This window comes from Winogradskyella sp. R77965, from assembly GCF_044594915.1.
Classification (GTDB): Bacteria; Bacteroidota; Bacteroidia; order Flavobacteriales; family Flavobacteriaceae; genus Winogradskyella.
Window position 1 is genome coordinate 1084431 of record NZ_CP138990.1, and the last position, 20602, is coordinate 1105032.

A 20602-nucleotide genomic window follows, 5' to 3' on the forward strand; every position below is an offset into this window, starting at 1 on the left:
CCTTTATAATCTCTCTTTATTCAACCATTTAGGCGCAGGTAACGGTTTGTAATTATTCATTTTTTCTAATAATCCGTCAATAGTAGTATCTACAACTACAGCATCTAGATTTTCCTGTTTTAAAAACCCACGTTCTACCATCATTTCGCATTGCTTAATTAATGCATCATAATAACCGTTAGTATTTAAAATCCCAATTGGTTTTGTATGTAAGCCTAATTGTCCCCAAGTTGTGATTTCAAAAAACTCATCCATAGTACCAAAACCACCAGGAATGATAATAAAACCATCACTTCGCTCATACATAATCACTTTACGATCGTGCATATTGTCTGTGATAATTAACTCCGTTAGTTCGTTATGTACGATCTCTTTTGTTTTTAGGAATATTGGAATTATTCCGATGGTTTCCCCTTTATTATCAATGACACCTTGCGCTACTTTACCCATAATTCCAATCTTAGCAGCTCCATATACCAAAGCAATATTTCTTTGCGATAGAGTTTCTCCTAATTTATAGGCTTCGCTTACAATCTTTTCATCATTCCCTTCACTACTTCCACAAAATACTGCTATACTCTTCATTAATCTATTTCCTTTTTGAGACACTTCGACTACGCTCAGTGTGACAGTTGTAATTTATCTTTTCGTTCCTTTAAGCATTCTATCATTACCATTCAAGTCTTTCAACAACTCTACATTTTCAAAATTAGCTTCTATTAATAATTGTTTGGTTTCGTTTCCAAGATACTGGTTAATTTCAAAATACAATTCACCTTTGTCTTTCAAATTATTAACAGCGAAATTAGTTATTGCTTTATAGAACAACAATGGATTTTCATCTTCAACAAATAACGCTAAATGTGGTTCGTTATCTAGTACATTGGGTTTCATTTCTAGTTTTTCGAGCGCTCTGACGTATGGTGGATTGGATACTATAATGTCAAAACTAGATTCCGCATCGAGTGCGGAATGACAACTCTCATTTAAAATATCTCCTTCAATGAATTCAATAACGATATCATTTCGTTTCGCATTTTCTTTAGCAACTTCTAAAGCTTGTTTACTCACGTCTAAAGCATAAACCTTCGCATTTGTTAGGTTTTTAGCTAAACTAATCGCTATACAACCCGAACCTGTTCCGATATCGATAATTCTCAAAGGCTTCTCTATTACCCTCGAAGTAACAGACCGTAATATTAAATCAACCAACTCTTCTGTTTCTGGTCTTGGAATCAAAACATTCTCATTCACTTTAAATGGCAATCCATAAAATTCAGTTTCACCTAATATATATTGTATCGGTTTTTGTTGTATTAAACCTTCTAGCACCTTAAAAAACGTATCTGTTTCTGGCTTTGTAATGGTGAATTCTGCCTGTAAAGCCAACTGAAAACGTGGTAAGTCCAAATAATGCCCTGTGCATAAAAAGAAGAAACTATCCACTTCATTCTTACCGTAAATAGCATCTAATTCTTTATGAAATATATCTTGAAGGTCTTTTAACAGCACAATTACAAATCTTTAAGCATCCATTCTGTACATGAGTAATGACCTGTATTTCCCATAGGTTTTTCTAAACCTTTAAAACCGACTTTTCGGTATAATTTTCTGGCATCTTTCATATAAGGCAGTGTTTCTAAGTAACATTGCTCAAAACCAACTTGCTTTGCGAATTCTAAACATTTGGCCATCATTTTACTTCCTAAACCTTTTCCTCTAGCTTCTGGCATAAAATACATTTTTTGCAATTCACAGACATTGCCCTCGTAATTATCTAAAGGGGAAATTCCTGCGCCGCCAAGTATATCATCACCTTTTACTACAACAAAATATTTTTTCTTGTCTTTATTATAAGTATCAGTCATACAATCTAATGCTTTATCCTCATAAGCTGTACCTACTTTAGGTACTCCCATTTCTATTAAAACAGAACGAATCGCTTTTGCAATTTTTGAATCGTCTTCCGATTCAATTTCTCGAATAACAATAGTATCTTTACGCACTTAATTAATGATTTTTAATGCTGAATTTATTTCGGTATGAAGATAAAGATAATTCCCATTTTATGTTTAAAAGAATCTTATTCATTTCCTTATTTTTTACACTAGTTTTCAACTGCACTGTTACTGAAGAACCAGAATTTATTGGTCTAGAAAATATTAAGGTCGTAAATTCTAACATTCAATCAATTACGCTCAGTGCAGACGCACTATTTATGAATCCAAATGATGTTGGTGGCACTTTAAAAACAGATGATTTAAAGGTTTTTATTAACGATACTGAAGTGGCTAAAGTTGTTTCAGACGAATTTAATGTACCTTCAAAAAAGAACTTTACCATTCCGCTTATTGTTGCCGTTGCAACAGATAGTATTATCGATAAGAAAAGTTTAGGCGGATTACTAGGAAGTTTAATCTCGCAACGTTTAAAAGTACAGTACAAAGGTGATATTAAATACAAAGTTTTTGGCTACTCCTCTACTTATACTATTGACGAAACACAAGAACTAAAAATCAAGCTTTAATTGACCACGCACGAAACCTATATAAAACGTTGTTTACAAATTGCCTTAAATGGTTTAGGTTCCACTAGACCAAACCCAATGGTCGGTGCTGTTATAGTTTACAAAGATCAGATTATTGGTGAAGGATTTACAAGTGCTTATGGAGGAAAGCATGCAGAGGTTAATGCAATCAACGCTATAGTAGATAAATCTCTACTAGCAAAAAGTAAACTCTACGTAACGTTAGAACCATGTAGTCATTTCGGAAAAACACCTCCTTGTAGCGATTTAATTATTAAGCATAACATACCAGAAGTTATAATTGGCTGCATAGATGATAATCCAGAAGTTGCCGGCAAAGGTATTGCAAAACTCAAAACTTCTGGATGCAAAGTTATCTTTGGTGTTATGGAAGAAGAATGCAAAGCACATCACAAACGTTTTTTCACCTTTCATAATAAAAAACGGCCTTATATTATATTAAAATGGGCGGAAACTAAAGATGGTTTTATTGCTCCAAAATATAAAGATGAAAAACAGCCAGTTTGGATTACCAACTCTTATTCACGGCAGTTGGTGCATAAATGGCGAGCAGAAGAACAAGCGATTTTAGTAGGAACAAATACGGTAATAGAGGATAATCCAAGTTTAACGGTTAGAGATTGGACTGGCAAAAACCCATTAAGAGTTGTTTTAGATAAAACCTCAAAATTAAATCCTGATTTTAATGGTTTTAATGACGAAGCCGAAACATTGACAATCACAGATAATGATATAGATTTCAATGAGCCTATGGCGATTCAAATTAGTGATATTTTATTTAATCAGAATATAAACTCCATAATTATTGAAGGTGGTGCACAAACCCTACAAACCTTTATAAATGAAAACCTTTGGGACGAAGCCAGAATCTTTACAGGTGATATTGAATTTAAAACTGGAACAAAAGCACCAATACTAAAAGGAAAATTGATTGAGGAATCGAAGATTAAAAACGACCTATTAAGAATATATGCAAAAGATTAAAACATTAATTTTCGATTTTGGTGATGTTTTTATCAATCTAGATAAGCAGGGAGCTATGCAAAATGCTCTTAATTTATTTAATCTAGAAACTTTTGAAGCAGACATGGTCGAAACCAACATTAAATATGAAATTGGAAAGATTTCAACTTCAGAATTTATTGAATTTTACATATCAAAATTTTCGCATTTAACTAAAAACGAAATTATTAATGCTTGGAACTATATTATCAAAGACTTTCCTAAACACAGATTAGATTTCATTACTAATCTAGCTCAGAGGAACGAATATCAACTTATACTCTTAAGCAATACCAACACTATGCACATTGATTATATAAAAGACAAAGTGCCATTCTATAATAATTTTAAAAGTTGTTTTGATGCGTTTTACTTAACTCATGAAATTCACTTAAGAAAGCCTAATGCAGATATTTTTGAATTCGTTCTAAAAGAAAATAATATAATTTCAAACCAATGTCTTTTTATTGATGACACAAAAGAAAATACTAATGCTGCTGAAAAATTAGGATTCCATACTTGGAATATTGATGAAACTAAAGAAGATGTTGTGGACTTATTCAAAATTAAAAAAGAACTCTTTTGATCTATCTACTACTCAGTATCTTGTCGTCTACCGCAATCTTTGTGCTTTTTAAACTATTTGGCAATTATAAGATTAATACGTTTCAGGCTATTGTTGTTAATTATTTTACAGCATTTACTTGTGGTTTGCTTTTATATGAAGGGGAAGTTATAGCTTCGGAAATTATTCAAAATCATTGGTTTAAAATTGCGATTGGATTGGGCTTTTTATTTATAACCATATTTAATGTTATGGCACTTACGGCACAAAAAAATGGACTTTCAGTAGTTTCAGTAGCTAGTAAAATGAGTGTCATAATTCCCATAATTTTTGGAATCTATGTTTATAATGAAAGCGCTGGAATTCAAAAAATAATAGGAATTATTTTAGCCTTAGTCGCAGTTTATCTTACTTCTGTAAAACAAAAAGACCATACTGTCTTAACACGAGCAATTTACTTACCAATAATTCTGTTTTTTGGCTCTGGCATTATAGACACTTCTGTGAATCATTTTGCACCAAAAAATCATATGCAATTATTTTTAGCTGTTATTTTTGGTATGGCTGGTATTATTGGCCTCATCATTCTAAGTTACAAATCGATTGTTTTAAAAAACCACTTTAAAATAAAAAGTTTGCCTTTAGGTATTCTATTAGGAATTGCCAATTATTGCTCTATGTATTTTCTATTAAAGGCATTGCGTGTAGATGGGTTTGAAAGCTCTTCAGTATTCACCATCAATAATGTTGCTATTGTTGCTGTCTCAACTTTAATTGGATTACTACTATTTAAAGAACAAATCTCCAAGAAAAACTGGATTGGTATTTCATTAGCCTTAATTTCAATAGTATTAGTAACTTTAGCTTAGTGGAAGAAGACATATATAAAACAATTGCAAAACCAGCTGAAGGAGAACTATTTAAAGATAAAAACAGTAAATTCTATGGCTATGCCTTTCCTGTTACAGACGAAGAACAAATAAGAATACATCTCGAAGAATTAAAAAAGAAACATCACTCAGCAAGACATTGGTGCTATGCCTACCAAATAGGAACAGAAAATATTAAATATAGAGCAAATGACGATGGTGAGCCAAACAATTCTGCGGGAATGCCCATTTATGGACAGATTCAATCTTTTGAACTTACAAATATTCTGATAATTGTCGTTCGATATTACGGAGGTGTAAAGCTAGGTGTTGGTGGATTAATAAATGCCTATAGAACTGCAGCACAATTAGCATTAGAATCTGCAAAAATTATTGAGAAGACAATCAATAAGAAATTTAAACTAGAATTTGAATATAAAAATATGAGTAAAGTGATGCGCATTTTGAAAAAAAATGAGGTTGAAATTACAAATCAGACATTAGAACTGAACTGCGTGTTAGAAATATCTGTCAGAAAAAGTAACTATTCTCAAATTTATGAAGTATTCGATAATTTTTTTGGTGTTGAAGTCCATGAATTATAACGAATAATTTTGCAGTTTATCTAAAAGATATTTCGGACATCGCGTAGGTCTATTCGTCTTCATATTAATAAATGCAAGAATTGTATTACCAGTAGCGAGCAAAACATCGGACTCATTATGCAGTTCGTAGTGAAATTCAATAGATGCTGTTGGTAATTTTTTGAGTGTAGTTTTTACTTTAACAACATCGTCGTAACGTGCTGAATTTTTGTAATTTATAGATAACGAAATAACAGGCAACATAATCCCGTCAGCTTCCATTCCACTGTAACTGAGCCCAAACTCACGTAACCACTCAGTTCTACCGACTTCAAAATAAACGGCATAATTGGCGTGGTACACAACACCCATCTGGTCTGTCTCACCATAGCGAACTCTTATTTTTGTTTCGTTAAAATTCATTTACATGAGATTGTTTAATAAAAATTTTGTAATTTTCAGAAGTTTTAAACATGAGAAAAAAAATCTGAAAATTCAACATTTTTTCATTTTTTTATTAAGAATTTTGTTCACATATTTGTCATGTTCAAAACAACAAGAGAATCCTAATTCTCTTTTTTTTTGCTAATCTAACTAACAATAAAAATTTAACTTAACGAATGGAGATCACAGCGCAATCTGTATGGAGTAATTGTCTCGCCTTTATAAAAGATAATATCCAACCGCAAGCCTATAGAACTTGGTTTGAACCCATAGATGCTGTTAAACTTTCCGGAAATGCTTTAAGTATTCAAGTTCCTAGTAAGTTTTTTTATGAGTGGTTAGAAGAACACTACGTTAAAATTTTAAAAGTTGCTTTAAATAAAGAGTTAGGTGAAGATGCTAAATTGGTTTACGTTATTAAAATGGAAAACACATATGGCAATAAGCAACCGTTTACAGAAAAGATTCCTAGCTCTAATAGATCTGCTGTAAAGTCTCAAGATGTAGATGTACCATTTAACAATAAAAGTCCTGAGTTAAAAAATCCGTTTGTAATTCCTGGAATTAGAAATGTAAAAATTGAATCTCAGTTAAATCCAAGTTATAGTTTCGAAAATTTCTTAGAAGGAGATTCTAATAGACTTGCAAGAAACGCTGGTATTGCAGTTGCTAACAAACCAGGTGGAACCTCATTTAATCCGCTTTTAATTTTTGGAGGTGTTGGCTTAGGAAAGACACATCTAGCGCATGCCATTGGTGTTGACATTAAAGATAAGTATCCTGAAAAAACAGTGCTTTACATTTCTGCAGAAAAGTTTACACAGCAGTATATCGATTCTGTAAAAAAGAATAATAGAAATGATTTTATTCACTTCTACCAGATTATAGATGTTCTTATTATAGACGACGTACAATTCTTATCAGGAAAAACAGGTACACAAGATGTATTTTTCCATATATTTAATCACTTACACCAAAACGGAAAGCAAGTTATTTTGACTAGTGACAAAGCTCCTGTTGATATGCAAGATATTGAACAACGTTTGCTATCGCGTTTTAAATGGGGACTTTCTGCTGAATTACAAACACCAGATTTTGAAACCAGAGTTTCTATCTTAAAGAACAAACTTTATAGAGATGGTGTGGAAATGTCAGAAGAAATAGTTGAATATGTCGCAAAGCATATTAAAACAAACGTTAGAGAACTTGAAGGTGCTATAATTTCTCTAATTGCACAATCCTCATTTAACAAAAAAGAAATTACAATAAACTTAGCGAAGGATATTGTAGAAAAGTTTGTTAAAAATACTAAGCGCGAAGTGTCCATTGATTACATTCAAAAAGTCGTTTCAGATTATTTTCAAATGGATGTTAATACGCTTCAATCAAAAACACGTAAACGTCACATTGTACAAGCACGGCAACTAGCAATGTTTTTTGCAAAAAAATACACTAAGGCATCCTTAGCGAGTATTGGATCTCAAATTGGACAACGCGATCATGCTACTGTACTGCACGCATGCAAGACTGTGAACAATTTATCTTCAACTGACAAACAATTTAGAAAGTATGTTGAGGATTTATCAAAAAAACTAGCACTTTAATTACCTTAACTATGACCAGTATTTTGATGGTGTGTCTTGGTAATATATGCCGTTCACCATTAGCTCATGGTATCTTACAATCAAAACTTCCTGAAGATCATTTTTATGTAGATTCTGCCGGCACTGCAGCATACCATATTGGTAATACTCCAGACAAACGCTCCATTACTGTAGCTAGAAACAACGATATAGATATTAGTACACAACGTGCTAGACAATTTAAAATCTCAGATTTTGATGCCTTTGATTACATTTATGCTATGGATCAATCTAACTACACCAATATCATTAGTTTAGCAAGAAGCAATAAAGATATTGAGAAGGTGAAACTATTCCTAGAAGTAAATGACGCAATTAGCAATAAAAATGTGCCAGATCCTTATTATGGTGAACTTTCCGATTTCGAAAATGTTTATGCGCTCATAGACGACACTTGTGATATATTATCTAAGTTTTTAATTGATTAAAACTAAACACTAATTAGCGCCTTAAGTCAAAAGTCTTTTTTGTAAATTAGTACCTGTGCATTATATAAATTTGTGATGAAAACTTTATTGTTTCTACTTTTATTCCCATTTATCATCATTCCTTTTTCTCATTCTCAGAATTTAGATTTCGAACGCTTTGCTTCAAATTTAGACAGGCCATCTAGTATTAAGCATACTGGATATGATAAGCTCTATGTCGCAGAACAGGATGGGTTTATAAAACTCATTAATAACGATGGAACAGTAAATACCAACCCGTTTTTAAATATTGATGATAGCGTAATATCTATTAACAATTTAAAAGGTAAAGGGGCAAAAAGAATTCTAGAGAATACGGAAATTATTCAAAAAGTAAATACTACTGATCTCTCCATTGGTATCTATATATTAGAAATCAATTTGAAAAACGGAGAACAAAGCACACATAAACTGGTTATATGTTAATGAACAGCAGTAAAGGTAAATTATATCTTATCCCAACACGATTAGGTGACAATCCGCCACTCGAAGTTTTACCAATTTCAATTAAAAAAATTATTGAGGATTTAAACTATTATATCGTTGAAAATGAAAAAACAGCACGTCGTTTTATTAAACGCGTTTCGCCAGGTAAATCTCAGCCAAGTTTAAAACTTCAAGTCTTAAACAAATACACTACCGAAGCTGAACGCAATACCTACCTAAACGCATGTTTAGAAGGTGTTTCAATAGGTCTACTATCTGAGGCTGGTTGTCCTGCAATTGCAGATCCTGGCGCCGATATTGTAAGTTTAGCACATCAAATGGATATAAAAGTTGTACCACTCGTAGGACCTTCTTCAATTATATTGGCATTAATGGGATCTGGCATGAATGGACAAAGTTTTACTTTTAATGGCTATTTACCTATAGATAAAAGTGAACGAAAATCTAAATTAAAGGCATTAGAACGTATATCATTTGAACATAATCAAGCACAAATTTTCATAGAGACTCCATATAGAAACATGAAAATGCTCGATGATTTAACAGCAATATTACATCCTAATACCAGAGTTTGTGTGGCGTGCGATTTAACTTTACCTACAGAATTTATTAGAACAAAATCTGCAAAAGACTGGAAACACAATAAAGAAGATCTGCATAAAAGACCTGCAATATTTATTATTCAGAAAGACTAAGGAGAAACCTTAGCTTTTTTATTTGGAATTACAATTGAAGTATCGTAACCTGAAAACTTTTTCATGTAGTGTTTTACTGTAGAACCATAGGCATCAGAACTATTACGACCGCCATGACTACGCAAAAACTTTTTCACACTTCCTGGACCTGCCAAATGTGCAGCAGCTAAAATACCAGATTCAGTTACTTTAACATTACCTATTTGCTTTCCCACATAGCGTTCAATATCTTTTCTGAGAATCCACTTATTTCGTTCTGCATTAGCAAAGAATGCCTTCTCTTGCAATTCAGGATCGTATAAAAACTGATTAGGACTATAAATACCTATAAGTTTTAATGTCTCTGCTCCAAATTGATATTTCCCCAAATAACCCAAAGTATTTACCGTAAAATAATCACCTCTAGACTCTTTAAAAGCTAAAGCTTCCTTAAAGCCTTCGAAAGATTTTCCTAAGTGTGGTGAAAACATATTCTGTTTGGCATCATTCACATTAGAAGTCATTGCCAGATCTTTAGAAATATTATAATCGAGTTGTAATCCTTCTGTTGAATAAACCTCAGGATCGAGAGTTGAATCTGGATATAATGCCATTGCAATTAAAAAGCAAATTACAAATGGTAAAACAGCATTTTTAATTCTGTAGATGTTCATTACAGCTAACCTTTTATAGCAAAATATTTTCCCCAAAATAAGATTGCTAAATTCGCCTGCAAAGATACGACATATTTCTAAAAACTGAAAACCAGTCGCTTAAGTGTTATAAAAAGTTGTTAAAAGTAGATAGGGTGCAGTTTTAGACGTCCTTTGCTATTTAGTTCTAATGCCGGAAATGGAACCTTAATTACGTTAAAAACGTCAAATATGGTTTTTAGGACATTAGAGTTTGTTCTTATTCGACTTAAATCTATATCTAAACTCAAGTAATATTGACGGGTTCTATTTTGATTTAAAAATAAGGGATCATTAGCATCACCTGTGAGCATTCCGTTGGCTCCATATCCAAAAGCTAAGTTTAACCATTTGGGAACACTATTAGTATTTAAAAACGAATTAATATTAGCACTCAGCCAATACGTCTGTCCATTATAATCTTTTAAAAACTCTTCAGAAAACCCACTCCCTAATTTATCTGGTCGTTGTTGAGCAAAATCCGTTCTATGAAATGAATACTTCAAAAGAATACGCTGTTCTTGCCACAATAATTCTTGACCAACATACAAACCTGTTCCGGTAACATTTGCTGCCATATCGGTCCAAGAAAATCCCCATTCTTCTGAAAAACCATCCATAACTTCAACAGCTGTTAAAAAACCAAGCCCTAAAGTAGAACCATAAATAAGTTGATCCTTTTTTTGTACTCCAGCCCAATTAAAAGTGTTTGCACTTAATCTACCTAATTGATACGATGAAAAAACATGTCCCATTTTATCCATCTGCAACCATTCACCGCTATCATTTATGGTTTTAAATTTAGAACGAGGATAAGCTGCATACCATAGCTGATTAAGACTAACAAGTGTTGCTGTAGCTAATGCAGTTTCCGTAATTACAACCGCATTTCTTCGTGATGTATTTAAACTATCACTAGGTTTTAAAAACTGATTAAGCTTTGATTGTGAGAAAAGCGATTGATTTACTGCTAAGAGAATGACTATATAGCAATACCAACTCTTCACATTTATCTATTTATGCCTTGAGAAGACAAATATTTTTGATACTCACGTGCATTGTTATTGTGCTGACCTAAGGTTTTAGCAAATTTATGATAACCTATTCGCTTCGCATCGGCAGCAAAATAAAGATAACTGTGCTTTTCAGGATTAAGAACTGCCTTTATTGCAGACAAATCTGGCATGGCAATAAGTCCTGGTGGCAATCCTGTATTTTTGTAAGTATTATACGGAGAATCTATTTCTTTATGAATATTCAATACACGTCTTATAACCGTATTCTGATACTTTGGTAATTGATATGCAGCAAATTTTAAAGTTGGGTCTGCTTGTAAAGCCATACCAATTCGTAATCTATTTAAATATACACCTGCAACCCTTGGTTGCTCATCTGCTTGTTTTGATTCCTCATGCACTATTGAAGCCAATGTTATAACTTCATTTGGCTTTAGCTTTAATTTTTTAGCTTTAATTTTTCGACTTTCTGTCCAAAAACGATTGTATTCTAATAACATTTTATCTCTAAAACCTTCGGCCGATGTATTCCAAAAGAATTCATAACTATTTGGCAAATACATTCCTAAAGCTGTAGCTTTCGAAAATTCATTTTCTCTTAAAAATGATTCATCGGTCATAGCCTTATATAGAGATAAACTATCTGCCTCAATCTGTGTACTTATTCTTCCTGCTAAATCTGCCAAACTATTCTGATTATTGAAAGCAATTTTAATCGGCAAATTTTTACTACGAATGGAGTTGATAATATCATTATTATTCATACCCTTAGAAATAGCAAAACGACCAGCTTTAATATTCGTCGTGTATTTTTTCTGACTTGCTAAAGCATCGAACTTATCTATATCTTCTAAAAGTGGCACTAGTTGATCGCGAACATCGTTATAATTGGCATTGGTTGGCACATAAATATAAGCCGTTTCATTATTAAATTTTGTGTTAGGCTCAAACATAGCACCATAGATGTAGTATGCAATTACTGCAAAAATTACGAGTCCGATTAAGGCAACAGCCCAAAGGATTTTTTTAATGTACATAAGATTTATTCGTTAATACGTTGTAATATATATTCGTTTGAAAACTGCTTGCCATCAAAACTCCAGTCTTTTTTTAGTCCTATTCTTTTAAAGCCATTACCTTCAAAAAGTTTTAAACTTGCAGAGTTACTTTCAGAAATATTAGCATACACCTGATGCAAATGCAAGGCACTAAAGCAGTAATTTACTAGAAGCTCTAAAGCTTCTTTTCCTGAACCTTTATATCTATCAGATTCATTTTGGATTAAAATACCAATACCTGCGCGTTTGTTTTTTACGTCAAAATCAAAAATATCAATAAGACCAATAGTTTTATCATTCTTATCGCAAATTGCAAGTCGTAACTGTTTGGCTTCATAAATATCTTGCTGTGCGTTTTCAAGATACTGCTTTACTAAGAATCTAGAATAGGGTGTTTGGGTATCACTCAATTCCCAAAGTGATGTATCATTTTCAATGGTATAAACAAAATCGAGATCTTCTGGCTCTAAAGCTCTTAAATAGATATGTTTACCTTTTAGTGTTACCATTCTATTTCACCTTTAAAAACTTGCTGAGCTGGTCCAATTAACCAAATATCATTATAACCTCTGTCATCACTACTAAAAGTGACTTTAAGTTGACCTCCTGGCGTTTTTAAACCCACTTCATTATGTTTCGTTTTTCCACATGCATGCATCGCTAAAGCCACAGCTGTAACTCCAGTTCCACAAGATAAAGTTTCATCCTCTACTCCACGCTCGTAAGTTCTAACAGCGAAATTATCGGCAGATAATTGCTCAACAAAATTCACATTACTACCAGCCTTATTATAAGGTTGGCCGTATCTAATTTTAGAGCCATTAGCTTTAACTTCAAACGCACTTATATTAGAAACCATTTCGACATGATGCGGCGAGCCTGTATCTAAAAATAAGTGATTGCTGTGAGTTTCAATCGAAGATACATCTTGCATTTGGAGATGTACAATATCATTTTCAATCTTCGCTTTATGCAATCCGTCTATAGCAGTAAACTCGGTTGAATTTTCAATAACACCAAGAAATTTAGCAAAAGCCGTGATACAACGTCCTCCATTGCCACACATACTACTTTCGTTACCATCTGCATTATAATAGACCATTTTAAAATCTGAAATATTGTCATTTTCTAAGAGTATAAATCCGTCAGCTCCAATGCCAAAACGTCTGTCGCATAATTCTGCAATACGATTGGTATTGTTTTTGTCGATATGTTGTAAACGGTTATCAACAATAATAAAGTCGTTTCCTGTGCCTTGATATTTGTAAAATGTCATCATCATAAGTTGCCACAAATATAAGAATATTAGCTTGTAAATTGAGGTGTTAAAGGGCAGTTAAAATTGACGTTAAATAGTCGTTAAAATAAAAATGAAATTCAATAAATATCTAAATTTATACGTTAAATAGTTAAACTTAAATCTAAAATTAATTATGAAGAAGATCCTAACTTTAATTTGTGTTTCGGTATTAGGTGGTGCATTGGCTTTAGGTGGCTACAAACTTTTTATCGAAGAAAACCCTGAACAATTGGCTGTAGAGCAAGTATCTGATCTACCAATTTATGTCCCAACAGCTGCAAGTTCTACTATAAATAATACAGCTACAATTGCTCCAAACTTTGTTGAAGCTGCGGAGAAAACAATAGACGCTGTGGTGCATGTAAAAAATACTTCTATAGTGAGTTCACCCATGAGCATGAGAGATTTGTTCTATGGTCGCAATTCTCAACGTGCGCAAGTTGGCACTGGTAGTGGAGTTATTATATCACCTATGGGTTATATCGTAACAAATAATCATGTAATTAAAAATGCAAACCAAATCAGCATTACCTTAAATAATAACAAGTCTTATATGGCCGAACTTATTGGGACAGATGAGTCTACTGATATTGCTTTATTAAAAATTGAAACTGAAGAAGAACTACCTTTTATGGCATTTGGCGATTCTGACAATGCAAAAATTGGAGAATGGGTTTTGGCTGTTGGTAATCCATTTAATTTAAACTCTACGGTTACAGCGGGAATCATAAGCGCAAAATCCAGAGATCTTAGTGGAAGAAACTTACAGTCTTTTATTCAGACGGATGCAGCAGTAAATCCTGGTAATTCTGGTGGTGCCTTAGTAAATACAAATGGAGATTTAATAGGTATTAACACAGCTATATCCTCACAAACAGGGTCTTACATTGGTTACTCTTTTGCAGTACCAAGTAATATTGCCCGTAAAATTGTTAATGATATTATGGAGTATGGTAACGTGCAAAATGGTATTCTTGGTGTGGTTGGTGGAGCACTGAATAGTAAAGTCGCCGAAGAATTAGGAACCGATACTGCAGAAGGGTTTTATGTTAGTGAAGTCACTGAAGATACTGGAGCAGCCAAAGCCGGAATACAATCTGGAGATATCATCAAAAAAATTGATGCTGTAGAAATCAACAAATTCTCAGACCTGTCTGGTTACTTAAAAACAAAAAGTCCTGATGACATCGTGAATGTGACTTTAATAAGAAATGGTGATGAGGAAGTATTACCAGTAACTTTATTAAAGCCCTCAACATATGTTGTAGAAACTATTGGATTTGTTAAGAATGCTTCAGAAAAGGAATTAAAGAAGTTTAATACTGAATATGGAGTTAAGATCACAAAATTTGATAAAAACTACGAGCCATACTGGAATAAAAACGGTATTGAGGAAGGTAGCATTATCACAAAGATTAATGGAAATAAATTGTATTCGGTAGATGATGCTCAAAAAGCATTAAAAACAAGAAATTTTAATGAACCTCTTCAAATCGAGGTTATAAATAAAGAGCTTGAAAAAGTAGTTTATCATTTTAGGTAAATAAAAATAAGTAAGCTTAAAATAACCCTTCAAAGTATTATTCTTTGAAGGGTTTTTATTTTCGATTAAATGTGCTACGAAAACGTTTGAAATATACTACTTTTGCCGAAATTCAAATCAACTAAACCAAAACAAATGGGTTTTAACGACACTTACGAGAAAGAGTTAGCGTTTCAAGCAGATCGTCGCAGAGCTACGGTCGAATTTATTAAAATTATAAGCGATTTATGGTACGACAAGTCCATTGAGCTTGTACTATTTAGAAATCAATTAATTGATAGAAATGTGAGCGAAATTTTAAACCTGCACGAGTATGCAGGAGAATTTGTTCAGAAACCAATTTCTATTTTTGATTCCGTGGAGATTGCACAAGCCATTAACGCACTAAATTTACCACCTGCAAAATTAGATATTGGTAAACTTACTTATGAGTTTCATTTAGAGGATCAAAAGTATAGCAATGCCACTGCTTTTGTAGCTTCAAAATTGGGTAAAGCCAATAATGGCAAAAGTATAGAACCGAAAGACGTTGTGCTCTACGGATTTGGTAGAATTGGTAGATTGGTAGCACGTGAGTTAATGACACGTACAGGTAATGGCAACCAACTAAGGTTAAGAGCTATCGTTACCAGAGGAGCAATTGACCAGACTGTTTTAGAAAAACGTGCTTCATTACTAAGAAATGACTCTGTACATGGTGACTTCTCTGGTATGGTAAGTACAGATTTAAAAAACAAAGCTTTAATCATTAATGGTACTACTGTGAGTATCATATCGGCAGATAAACCAGAAGAGATTGATTATATTAAATATGGTATTAATAATGCTTTAATAATTGATAATACAGGTGCGTTTAGAGATAAAGAAGCCTTAAGCAGACATTTAAAAGCCAAAGGTGTTTCTAAAGTATTATTAACGGCACCTGGAAAAGGGGTTCCTAATATTGTACATGGAGTAAATCATTTGGAGCACAATCCTGATAAAGTAGATATTTTTTCTGCAGCGTCTTGCACCACTAATGCAATTACACCTGTTTTAAAAGCAGTTGAGGATTCTTTTGGCATTAAAACCGGACATTTAGAAACTATTCACGCATATACAAACGACCAAAACTTAGTAGACAATTTCCATAAAAAATACAGGCGAGGTCGTGCAGCAGGTTTAAATATGGTAATTACCGAAACCGGAGCAGGACAAGCAGTAAGCAAAGCTTTACCATCTTTAGAAGGTAAATTAACGTCGAATGCCATTAGAGTTCCTGTACCAAATGGTTCTTTAGCTATTCTAAGTTTAGAATTAAAAAATGGCACTTCTGTTGAAAGCATGAATACCATTATGAAAAAATATGCGCTTGAAGGCGATTTGGTTGAACAAATTAAATACGAAATGAGTGACGAATTGGTATCCAGTGATATCATTGGTAGCTCTGCACCATCAATCTATGATAGTAAAGCGACTATCGTAAGAAAAGATGGTAAAAACGCAATACTATATATATGGTATGATAACGAATATGGTTATAGCCACCAAGTTATTCGTTTAGCAAAGTATATTTCTAAGGTAAGACGCTATGCTTATTATTAGAATTCGTGAAAAAGGAAAAGAAAAAATCTTGTCTAACGACAAGATTTTTTTTGTGTAAGACGACTTCATAACGCTGTATATGAGATGATTAATAATTACAACACTTTTAAATTTTATCGATTTTGATTTTAGGAACATCTAAAATAAAAATTATGTCGTATATAATTTAGCCTCGCTAAATTGAAGGGCTATTTGTTTGGTAATTATTTATGATATCCTCATAAAATTATTATCTTGGCAACTAATTAATCTAACAAAACCAAAAATTAAGTCTAAGATGAAATTCTTAACCAAAGTCTCTCTAATTCTTTTAGTTACATTTAGTTTTCAGTCTGTAAAAGCTCAAGCCGCAGATGAAGAAAAAGAGAAATTATCCCTCAATAGTGGAACCATCGATAATCAATTTGAATATGTTATTCAAAAATCTGGTCGTTACCAAGAATATAAAGTTGTAAAAAGAACATGGTTATATGCATTAAAAGCACATACCATAGATACCTTAAAAGCATTTCATAAAGATTTAGCAGATACTAGAGCTGTCGTTGCTAAACAAGAAGAGGAGATTGCTAATCTAAAATCTAGTCTATCTAATACAGAATCTACACTAAACGCTACAAATGAAGAAAAAGACAATATTTCATTATTTGGTATACAAATGAGTAAAGCCAGTTACAAGGTTTTAATGTGGAGTATTATAGCTGGTTTATTAGCGTTATTATTATTCTTTATCTATAAATTTAAAGGTAGCAACTCTTCAACTCGTGAGGCAAAGCATAAGTTAGATGAATTAGAAACAGAATTTGAAGACCACAGACGTACAGCATTAGAGCGAGAGCAAAAAGTAAGACGTCAACTACAAGACGAGTTGAATAAACAAAAATCTTAATAAATGTCATTCTGAACATAGTGAAGAATCTCTATTAAATCCGTAATTTACATTACGGATTTTTTTATGAACTTATCAGGACTTTTTTGTTTTAAACTGAAAAGTTTCGCTTTTGCGCTGTAATGAAATTGTTTTTTCTCAACATAGCATCGTTACGTTTATAAAAAAGAATAAAATTAGAGTGTAAAATGGGAATTTTGCAGGTAAAAGAAAAAGTCTAGATGAGTTCAATAACAATTGTCAAAGCACATATCGACCATCTAGAAGATTTAGTACCATTGTTTGATGGTTATCGACTATTCTACAAACAACCATCGGACAAAGATGGAGCTCGTCAATTTTTAATAGAGCGATTTAAGAATAAGGATGCTATCATCTTTATGGCTTATGATAATGACAAAGCCATTGGTTTTACACAATTATATCCACTATTCTCTTCGGTTTCCATGCAACCTATGTATCTATTAAATGATTTATTTGTAGATGCCAATTACAGAGGAAAAGGCATTGGTGAAGCCTTAATAAACAGAGCCAAACAACTTTGTGTTATTAAAAATAATAAAGGCTTAACTATACAAACGGCGTATGATAATCCTGCACAACATTTGTACAAACGATTAGGCTTTAAAGAGGATAAAGATTTGCATTTTTTTTGGAGCAATAAATAACTTAATTTAAAATATAAAATACCAATAGGTATTTTATATATACCTGTAAGAATTTTTATTAAAATGCCGCAAAATAAAATCAGTCCACGCGAGTGTGTACCCGAATTTTGTTATGTAGAAACTTTAAAATTAAAAGTATGCTCACATCTGATATGATGATGGGATTACTTTCTAATAGTGCATCTAAAACAGAAATACCAGAATTATTCCTTAAGTCTTTTATTAGTAAAAGGGTATTAGAAGAAATTTACTGATAATGCTAAAACATGGTCTCCTGAATATAATATTAAAGCAGCGGAAAAATTAAAAAAAGAAAAGTTTCCTATTTTGATTTTTTGGGGAAAAGATGATAAAAATGCTAGCATTAAAAACTCTTTAGCTCAAATAAAGGGTTAATTACTAACACTTTCTCTACTTGGCTTTCTAAAAATTTTCAACTAACTTCGTTTAATGCTCGATTTAAGTGATTGAAACGCTTTTATATCCGCGATTTATTCAGTAAACACTTAAAAAAAATAATAATCAGTAAAGTCAAAATAAGAACCTATTTTTAATTACTAAATGAAATCGCTAGATCTAAACACTTCTTTTAGACATCATCTCTCAGTTGGTTTAATTACAAGTATCTGGTTAGTTCTATTCATAGTTATCATTGCGCCTTTTGACGCTTCGGATCTCACCTTTTCAATTCGCTTAAAAATTTTACCGTTTTATGGCGTTATCACATTTCTAAGTTATGTCGTTCTTCTTCCTATTCAAAACGTAGTTTTTAAAAGATTTAATAATTGGAATATAGCATTTGAAATAGCATATATTTTTGCTTTCAGCATATTAGGTTTAATTGGAAGTTATATATATTATAAGTCTAATATCATAAACGGTGATTATCAATTAGTGACTTTTATATTTAAAAATTATTACCCTATCTTCTTTTTTTCGCTTTCTGTTCTTGTTTTTTCAAGATGGTTTTTAAATAAGGAAAAGTCAAAACCTAAAAATGAAAAAATAATTTTGAAGGGCGAAAATAAATTAGATGTGCTCCAAGTTGAACTTCCTCAACTAATTTGTGTATCCAGTGCTAACAATTATGTTGAAGTGAACTATCTTAAAGAAGGTATATTGAAAAAGAAACTACTTCGAACAACTCTAAAAAATATCCATTCAGATATCTCTAGCCTGTTGAAAGTACATCGTTCTTACCTTATCAATCCGATGCATTTTAAAGATTGGAAAGACTCAAACACTATTCATTTAACACAAATGGAGGTTCCCGTTTCAAAAAACTACAAAAAAGACTTAATCGCTATGAGTCATTCGTCCCTAAAAACAATAAACTCACCCCTAAGTTAATTAAACAAGTATTATTCTGCAGTTTTGAGTTATACTTTTGAAAATAGTAATAATCAAAAAACGCAATAATGAACAACAAATTTATACTTCTTACATACATCCTTTTATCATTCAATAGTTATTGTCAAGACAAAAGTCCTGATGAAGTACAAGGGAAAAACCCTGATGAATTCCTTAATAAAATAACTAAAAAAAATCTTGCTGTAGGTGGTTCAGCTGCATACTCTGTTAATGGCGAAACTGTTTGGCAATCTGCAACAGGCTATTCAGATAAAGAGACAAAGCAACCTTTTGAACTAGATACTAAAGTAAGAATGGCTTCCATAGCAAAATCAATGACAGCGCTTGCTGTTATGCAATTGGTAGAACAAAATTTAATTGATTTAGATGTACCTATTCAAACATACATTCCAAATTATCCAAAACAACCAAAGACTCAAATTACAACTAGACACTTATTGTCTCACACCTCTGGTATTGGAGGGTATAAAAACGGAAAAGAAGCAGAAACCAAAATAAATTATCCAAAACTTACTGATGCGTTAGAGATATTTAAAAATAGAAAACTTTTATTTGAACCAGGCACAAAATATAGTTATACTTCATATGGGTACACTGTTTTAGGGGTTATTATTGAAAAAGCTTCAGGAAAAACTTATGAGGAATATATGCAAGAAAATATTTGGAGTAAAGCAGATATGACAAATACTGGCGTTGTCAAATTTGGTGATAAAATGCTTAAAGGTTCAAGTTTATATCAAAGAAATAGTAAAGGTAAAATTAGAAAAGGCAAAGAGAATAATCTGAGTAATCGTATTCCAGCAGGAGGTCTTTATACTACTGTTGATGATATGCTAAAATTTGGTAATGCAGTAATTAACAATGTTTTTGTTAAAGAAGAAACTCTAAGACTTATGAGAGAGCATCATAGCTTAGAAAAAGAAAGTAATGGTTATGGTTTTGGTTGGTTTTTATACGGAAAAATGCCAAATGAAGGCATCGTTTTCGGACACTCTGGTGGCCAAACGGGTTGCTCTTCTCAGTTATTAATTTATCCGAAAAAAGGTATTGTTTCTATTACGCTTATCAATACCTCTAATGTTAATGAAGCAACTGGTCTTGCTTTTCAATTGTTGAATTTTGCTATAGATAATCTATAAGGAGAATTAATAATATCACTTGAAGATGATTCATGTAATAATGAAAATTTTGAGATAAATATTCAAATACCCAATTTGAAAAAGTTTAATTAGACGATAACT

General features: G+C 32.3%; 24 protein-coding genes. 15 read left to right on the plus strand and 9 right to left on the minus strand.

Going from position 1 to position 20602, the window contains the following annotated elements; all coding sequences use genetic code 11:
* Nucleotides 1-3: 3 nt before the first annotated feature.
* Genes SJY34_RS04835 through SJY34_RS04845 form a run of 3 tightly spaced genes read right to left on the minus strand, consistent with a single transcriptional unit; the run spans nucleotide 4 to nucleotide 2006 of the window.
* Nucleotides 4-585, minus strand: a complete 582-nt coding sequence (locus tag SJY34_RS04835) for a TIGR00730 family Rossman fold protein (RefSeq protein WP_400079437.1) — start codon at nucleotides 583-585, stop codon at nucleotides 4-6.
* A gap of 54 nt (nucleotides 586-639) precedes the next feature.
* On the minus strand, nucleotides 640-1512 hold the full coding sequence (gene prmC, locus SJY34_RS04840; protein ID WP_400079438.1) for a peptide chain release factor N(5)-glutamine methyltransferase: 873 nt from the start codon (nucleotides 1510-1512) through the stop codon (nucleotides 640-642).
* 2 nt (nucleotides 1513-1514) lie between these two features.
* Nucleotides 1515-2006 carry a GNAT family N-acetyltransferase gene (locus SJY34_RS04845; protein WP_400079439.1) on the minus strand — a complete coding sequence of 164 codons (492 nt, stop codon included), beginning with the start codon at nucleotides 2004-2006 and terminating at the stop codon, nucleotides 1515-1517.
* Between the two features lie 62 nt (nucleotides 2007-2068).
* Between SJY34_RS04845 and SJY34_RS04850 the strand changes: the two genes are divergently transcribed.
* The 5 genes from SJY34_RS04850 to SJY34_RS04870 are packed head-to-tail and all read left to right on the plus strand — an operon-like array spanning nucleotide 2069 to nucleotide 5589.
* Nucleotides 2069-2527, plus strand: coding sequence for an LEA type 2 family protein (locus tag SJY34_RS04850; RefSeq protein WP_400079441.1), 459 nt, complete (start codon nucleotides 2069-2071; stop codon nucleotides 2525-2527).
* A complete protein-coding gene (gene ribD / locus SJY34_RS04855) occupies nucleotides 2528-3532 on the plus strand; it encodes a bifunctional diaminohydroxyphosphoribosylaminopyrimidine deaminase/5-amino-6-(5-phosphoribosylamino)uracil reductase RibD (RefSeq protein WP_400079444.1) in 1005 nt (334 codons plus the stop codon). It abuts the gene before it with no gap.
* Nucleotides 3519-4136: an HAD-IA family hydrolase gene (locus SJY34_RS04860; RefSeq protein ID WP_400079447.1), complete on the plus strand. Its 618-nt coding sequence runs from the start codon at nucleotides 3519-3521 to the stop codon at nucleotides 4134-4136. The genes ribD and SJY34_RS04860 overlap by 14 nt, the downstream gene beginning before the upstream one ends.
* Entirely contained in the window at nucleotides 4133-4984 is an 852-nt protein-coding gene (locus SJY34_RS04865; protein ID WP_400079450.1) for an EamA family transporter, read from the plus strand. Before SJY34_RS04860 ends, SJY34_RS04865 begins: the two co-directional genes overlap by 4 nt.
* The gene (locus SJY34_RS04870; RefSeq protein ID WP_400079452.1) at nucleotides 4984-5589 is read left to right on the plus strand and encodes an IMPACT family protein; all 606 of its coding nucleotides are present in this window, start codon (nucleotides 4984-4986) and stop codon (nucleotides 5587-5589) included. Before SJY34_RS04865 ends, SJY34_RS04870 begins: the two co-directional genes overlap by 1 nt.
* Here the strand turns inward: SJY34_RS04870 and SJY34_RS04875 are convergent.
* On the minus strand, nucleotides 5584-5991 hold the full coding sequence (locus SJY34_RS04875) for an acyl-CoA thioesterase (protein WP_400079454.1): 408 nt from the start codon (nucleotides 5989-5991) through the stop codon (nucleotides 5584-5586). The two genes, SJY34_RS04870 and SJY34_RS04875, sit on opposite strands and share 6 nt — an antisense overlap.
* A gap of 197 nt (nucleotides 5992-6188) precedes the next feature.
* On the opposite strand from SJY34_RS04875, the gene dnaA reads away from it, so the two are divergent.
* The 4 genes from dnaA (at nucleotide 6189) to SJY34_RS04895 (ending at nucleotide 9264) form a co-directional block, all read left to right on the plus strand.
* Nucleotides 6189-7616 carry a chromosomal replication initiator protein DnaA gene (gene dnaA, locus SJY34_RS04880; RefSeq protein WP_400079457.1) on the plus strand — a complete coding sequence of 476 codons (1428 nt, stop codon included), beginning with the start codon at nucleotides 6189-6191 and terminating at the stop codon, nucleotides 7614-7616.
* Nucleotides 7617-7627: 11 nt separating this feature from the next.
* Complete coding sequence (locus tag SJY34_RS04885) at nucleotides 7628-8083, plus strand: low molecular weight protein-tyrosine-phosphatase (protein ID WP_400079460.1); 456 nt, start codon at nucleotides 7628-7630, stop codon at nucleotides 8081-8083.
* A gap of 75 nt (nucleotides 8084-8158) precedes the next feature.
* Complete coding sequence (locus tag SJY34_RS04890; protein WP_400079463.1) at nucleotides 8159-8548, plus strand: hypothetical protein; 390 nt, start codon at nucleotides 8159-8161, stop codon at nucleotides 8546-8548.
* Nucleotides 8548-9264: an SAM-dependent methyltransferase gene (locus SJY34_RS04895; RefSeq protein WP_400079465.1), complete on the plus strand. Its 717-nt coding sequence runs from the start codon at nucleotides 8548-8550 to the stop codon at nucleotides 9262-9264. The genes SJY34_RS04890 and SJY34_RS04895 overlap by 1 nt, the downstream gene beginning before the upstream one ends.
* On the opposite strand, the gene SJY34_RS04900 is transcribed toward SJY34_RS04895, so the two are convergent.
* From SJY34_RS04900 to dapF, 5 genes are all read right to left on the minus strand, one after another.
* Nucleotides 9261-9917: a peptidoglycan-binding protein LysM gene (locus SJY34_RS04900; protein ID WP_400079467.1), complete on the minus strand. Its 657-nt coding sequence runs from the start codon at nucleotides 9915-9917 to the stop codon at nucleotides 9261-9263. The two genes, SJY34_RS04895 and SJY34_RS04900, sit on opposite strands and share 4 nt — an antisense overlap.
* A gap of 119 nt (nucleotides 9918-10036) precedes the next feature.
* Complete coding sequence (locus tag SJY34_RS04905) at nucleotides 10037-10942, minus strand: DUF2279 domain-containing protein (protein ID WP_400079470.1); 906 nt, start codon at nucleotides 10940-10942, stop codon at nucleotides 10037-10039.
* A 2-nt stretch (nucleotides 10943-10944) separates the two neighbouring features.
* Entirely contained in the window at nucleotides 10945-11988 is a 1044-nt protein-coding gene (gene mltG, locus SJY34_RS04910) for an endolytic transglycosylase MltG (RefSeq protein ID WP_400079473.1), read from the minus strand.
* Between the two features lie 5 nt (nucleotides 11989-11993).
* The gene (locus tag SJY34_RS04915) at nucleotides 11994-12518 is read right to left on the minus strand and encodes a GNAT family N-acetyltransferase (protein ID WP_400079476.1); all 525 of its coding nucleotides are present in this window, start codon (nucleotides 12516-12518) and stop codon (nucleotides 11994-11996) included.
* Nucleotides 12512-13291 carry a diaminopimelate epimerase gene (dapF, locus tag SJY34_RS04920; RefSeq protein WP_400079479.1) on the minus strand — a complete coding sequence of 260 codons (780 nt, stop codon included), beginning with the start codon at nucleotides 13289-13291 and terminating at the stop codon, nucleotides 12512-12514. The genes SJY34_RS04915 and dapF overlap by 7 nt, the downstream gene beginning before the upstream one ends.
* A 151-nt stretch (nucleotides 13292-13442) precedes the next feature.
* Here dapF and SJY34_RS04925 point away from each other — a divergent pair, with 151 nt between their 5' ends.
* The 6 genes from SJY34_RS04925 (at nucleotide 13443) to SJY34_RS04950 (ending at nucleotide 20500) form a co-directional block, all read left to right on the plus strand.
* A complete protein-coding gene (locus tag SJY34_RS04925) occupies nucleotides 13443-14852 on the plus strand; it encodes a trypsin-like peptidase domain-containing protein (RefSeq protein ID WP_400079482.1) in 1410 nt (469 codons plus the stop codon).
* 135 nt (nucleotides 14853-14987) lie between these two features.
* The gene (locus SJY34_RS04930) at nucleotides 14988-16436 is read left to right on the plus strand and encodes a glyceraldehyde-3-phosphate dehydrogenase (protein ID WP_400079485.1); all 1449 of its coding nucleotides are present in this window, start codon (nucleotides 14988-14990) and stop codon (nucleotides 16434-16436) included.
* Nucleotides 16437-16713: 277 nt separating this feature from the next.
* Entirely contained in the window at nucleotides 16714-17322 is a 609-nt protein-coding gene (locus SJY34_RS04935) for a tRNA (guanine-N1)-methyltransferase (protein WP_400079488.1), read from the plus strand.
* Between the two features lie 221 nt (nucleotides 17323-17543).
* Nucleotides 17544-17990, plus strand: coding sequence for a GNAT family N-acetyltransferase (locus tag SJY34_RS04940; RefSeq protein ID WP_400079491.1), 447 nt, complete (start codon nucleotides 17544-17546; stop codon nucleotides 17988-17990).
* A 561-nt stretch (nucleotides 17991-18551) separates the two neighbouring features.
* The gene (locus tag SJY34_RS04945; RefSeq protein ID WP_400079493.1) at nucleotides 18552-19340 is read left to right on the plus strand and encodes a LytTR family transcriptional regulator DNA-binding domain-containing protein; all 789 of its coding nucleotides are present in this window, start codon (nucleotides 18552-18554) and stop codon (nucleotides 19338-19340) included.
* Nucleotides 19341-19408: 68 nt separating this feature from the next.
* Nucleotides 19409-20500, plus strand: a complete 1092-nt coding sequence (locus SJY34_RS04950; RefSeq protein ID WP_400079496.1) for a serine hydrolase domain-containing protein — start codon at nucleotides 19409-19411, stop codon at nucleotides 20498-20500.
* The last annotated feature ends 102 nt before the right edge of the window (nucleotides 20501-20602 follow it).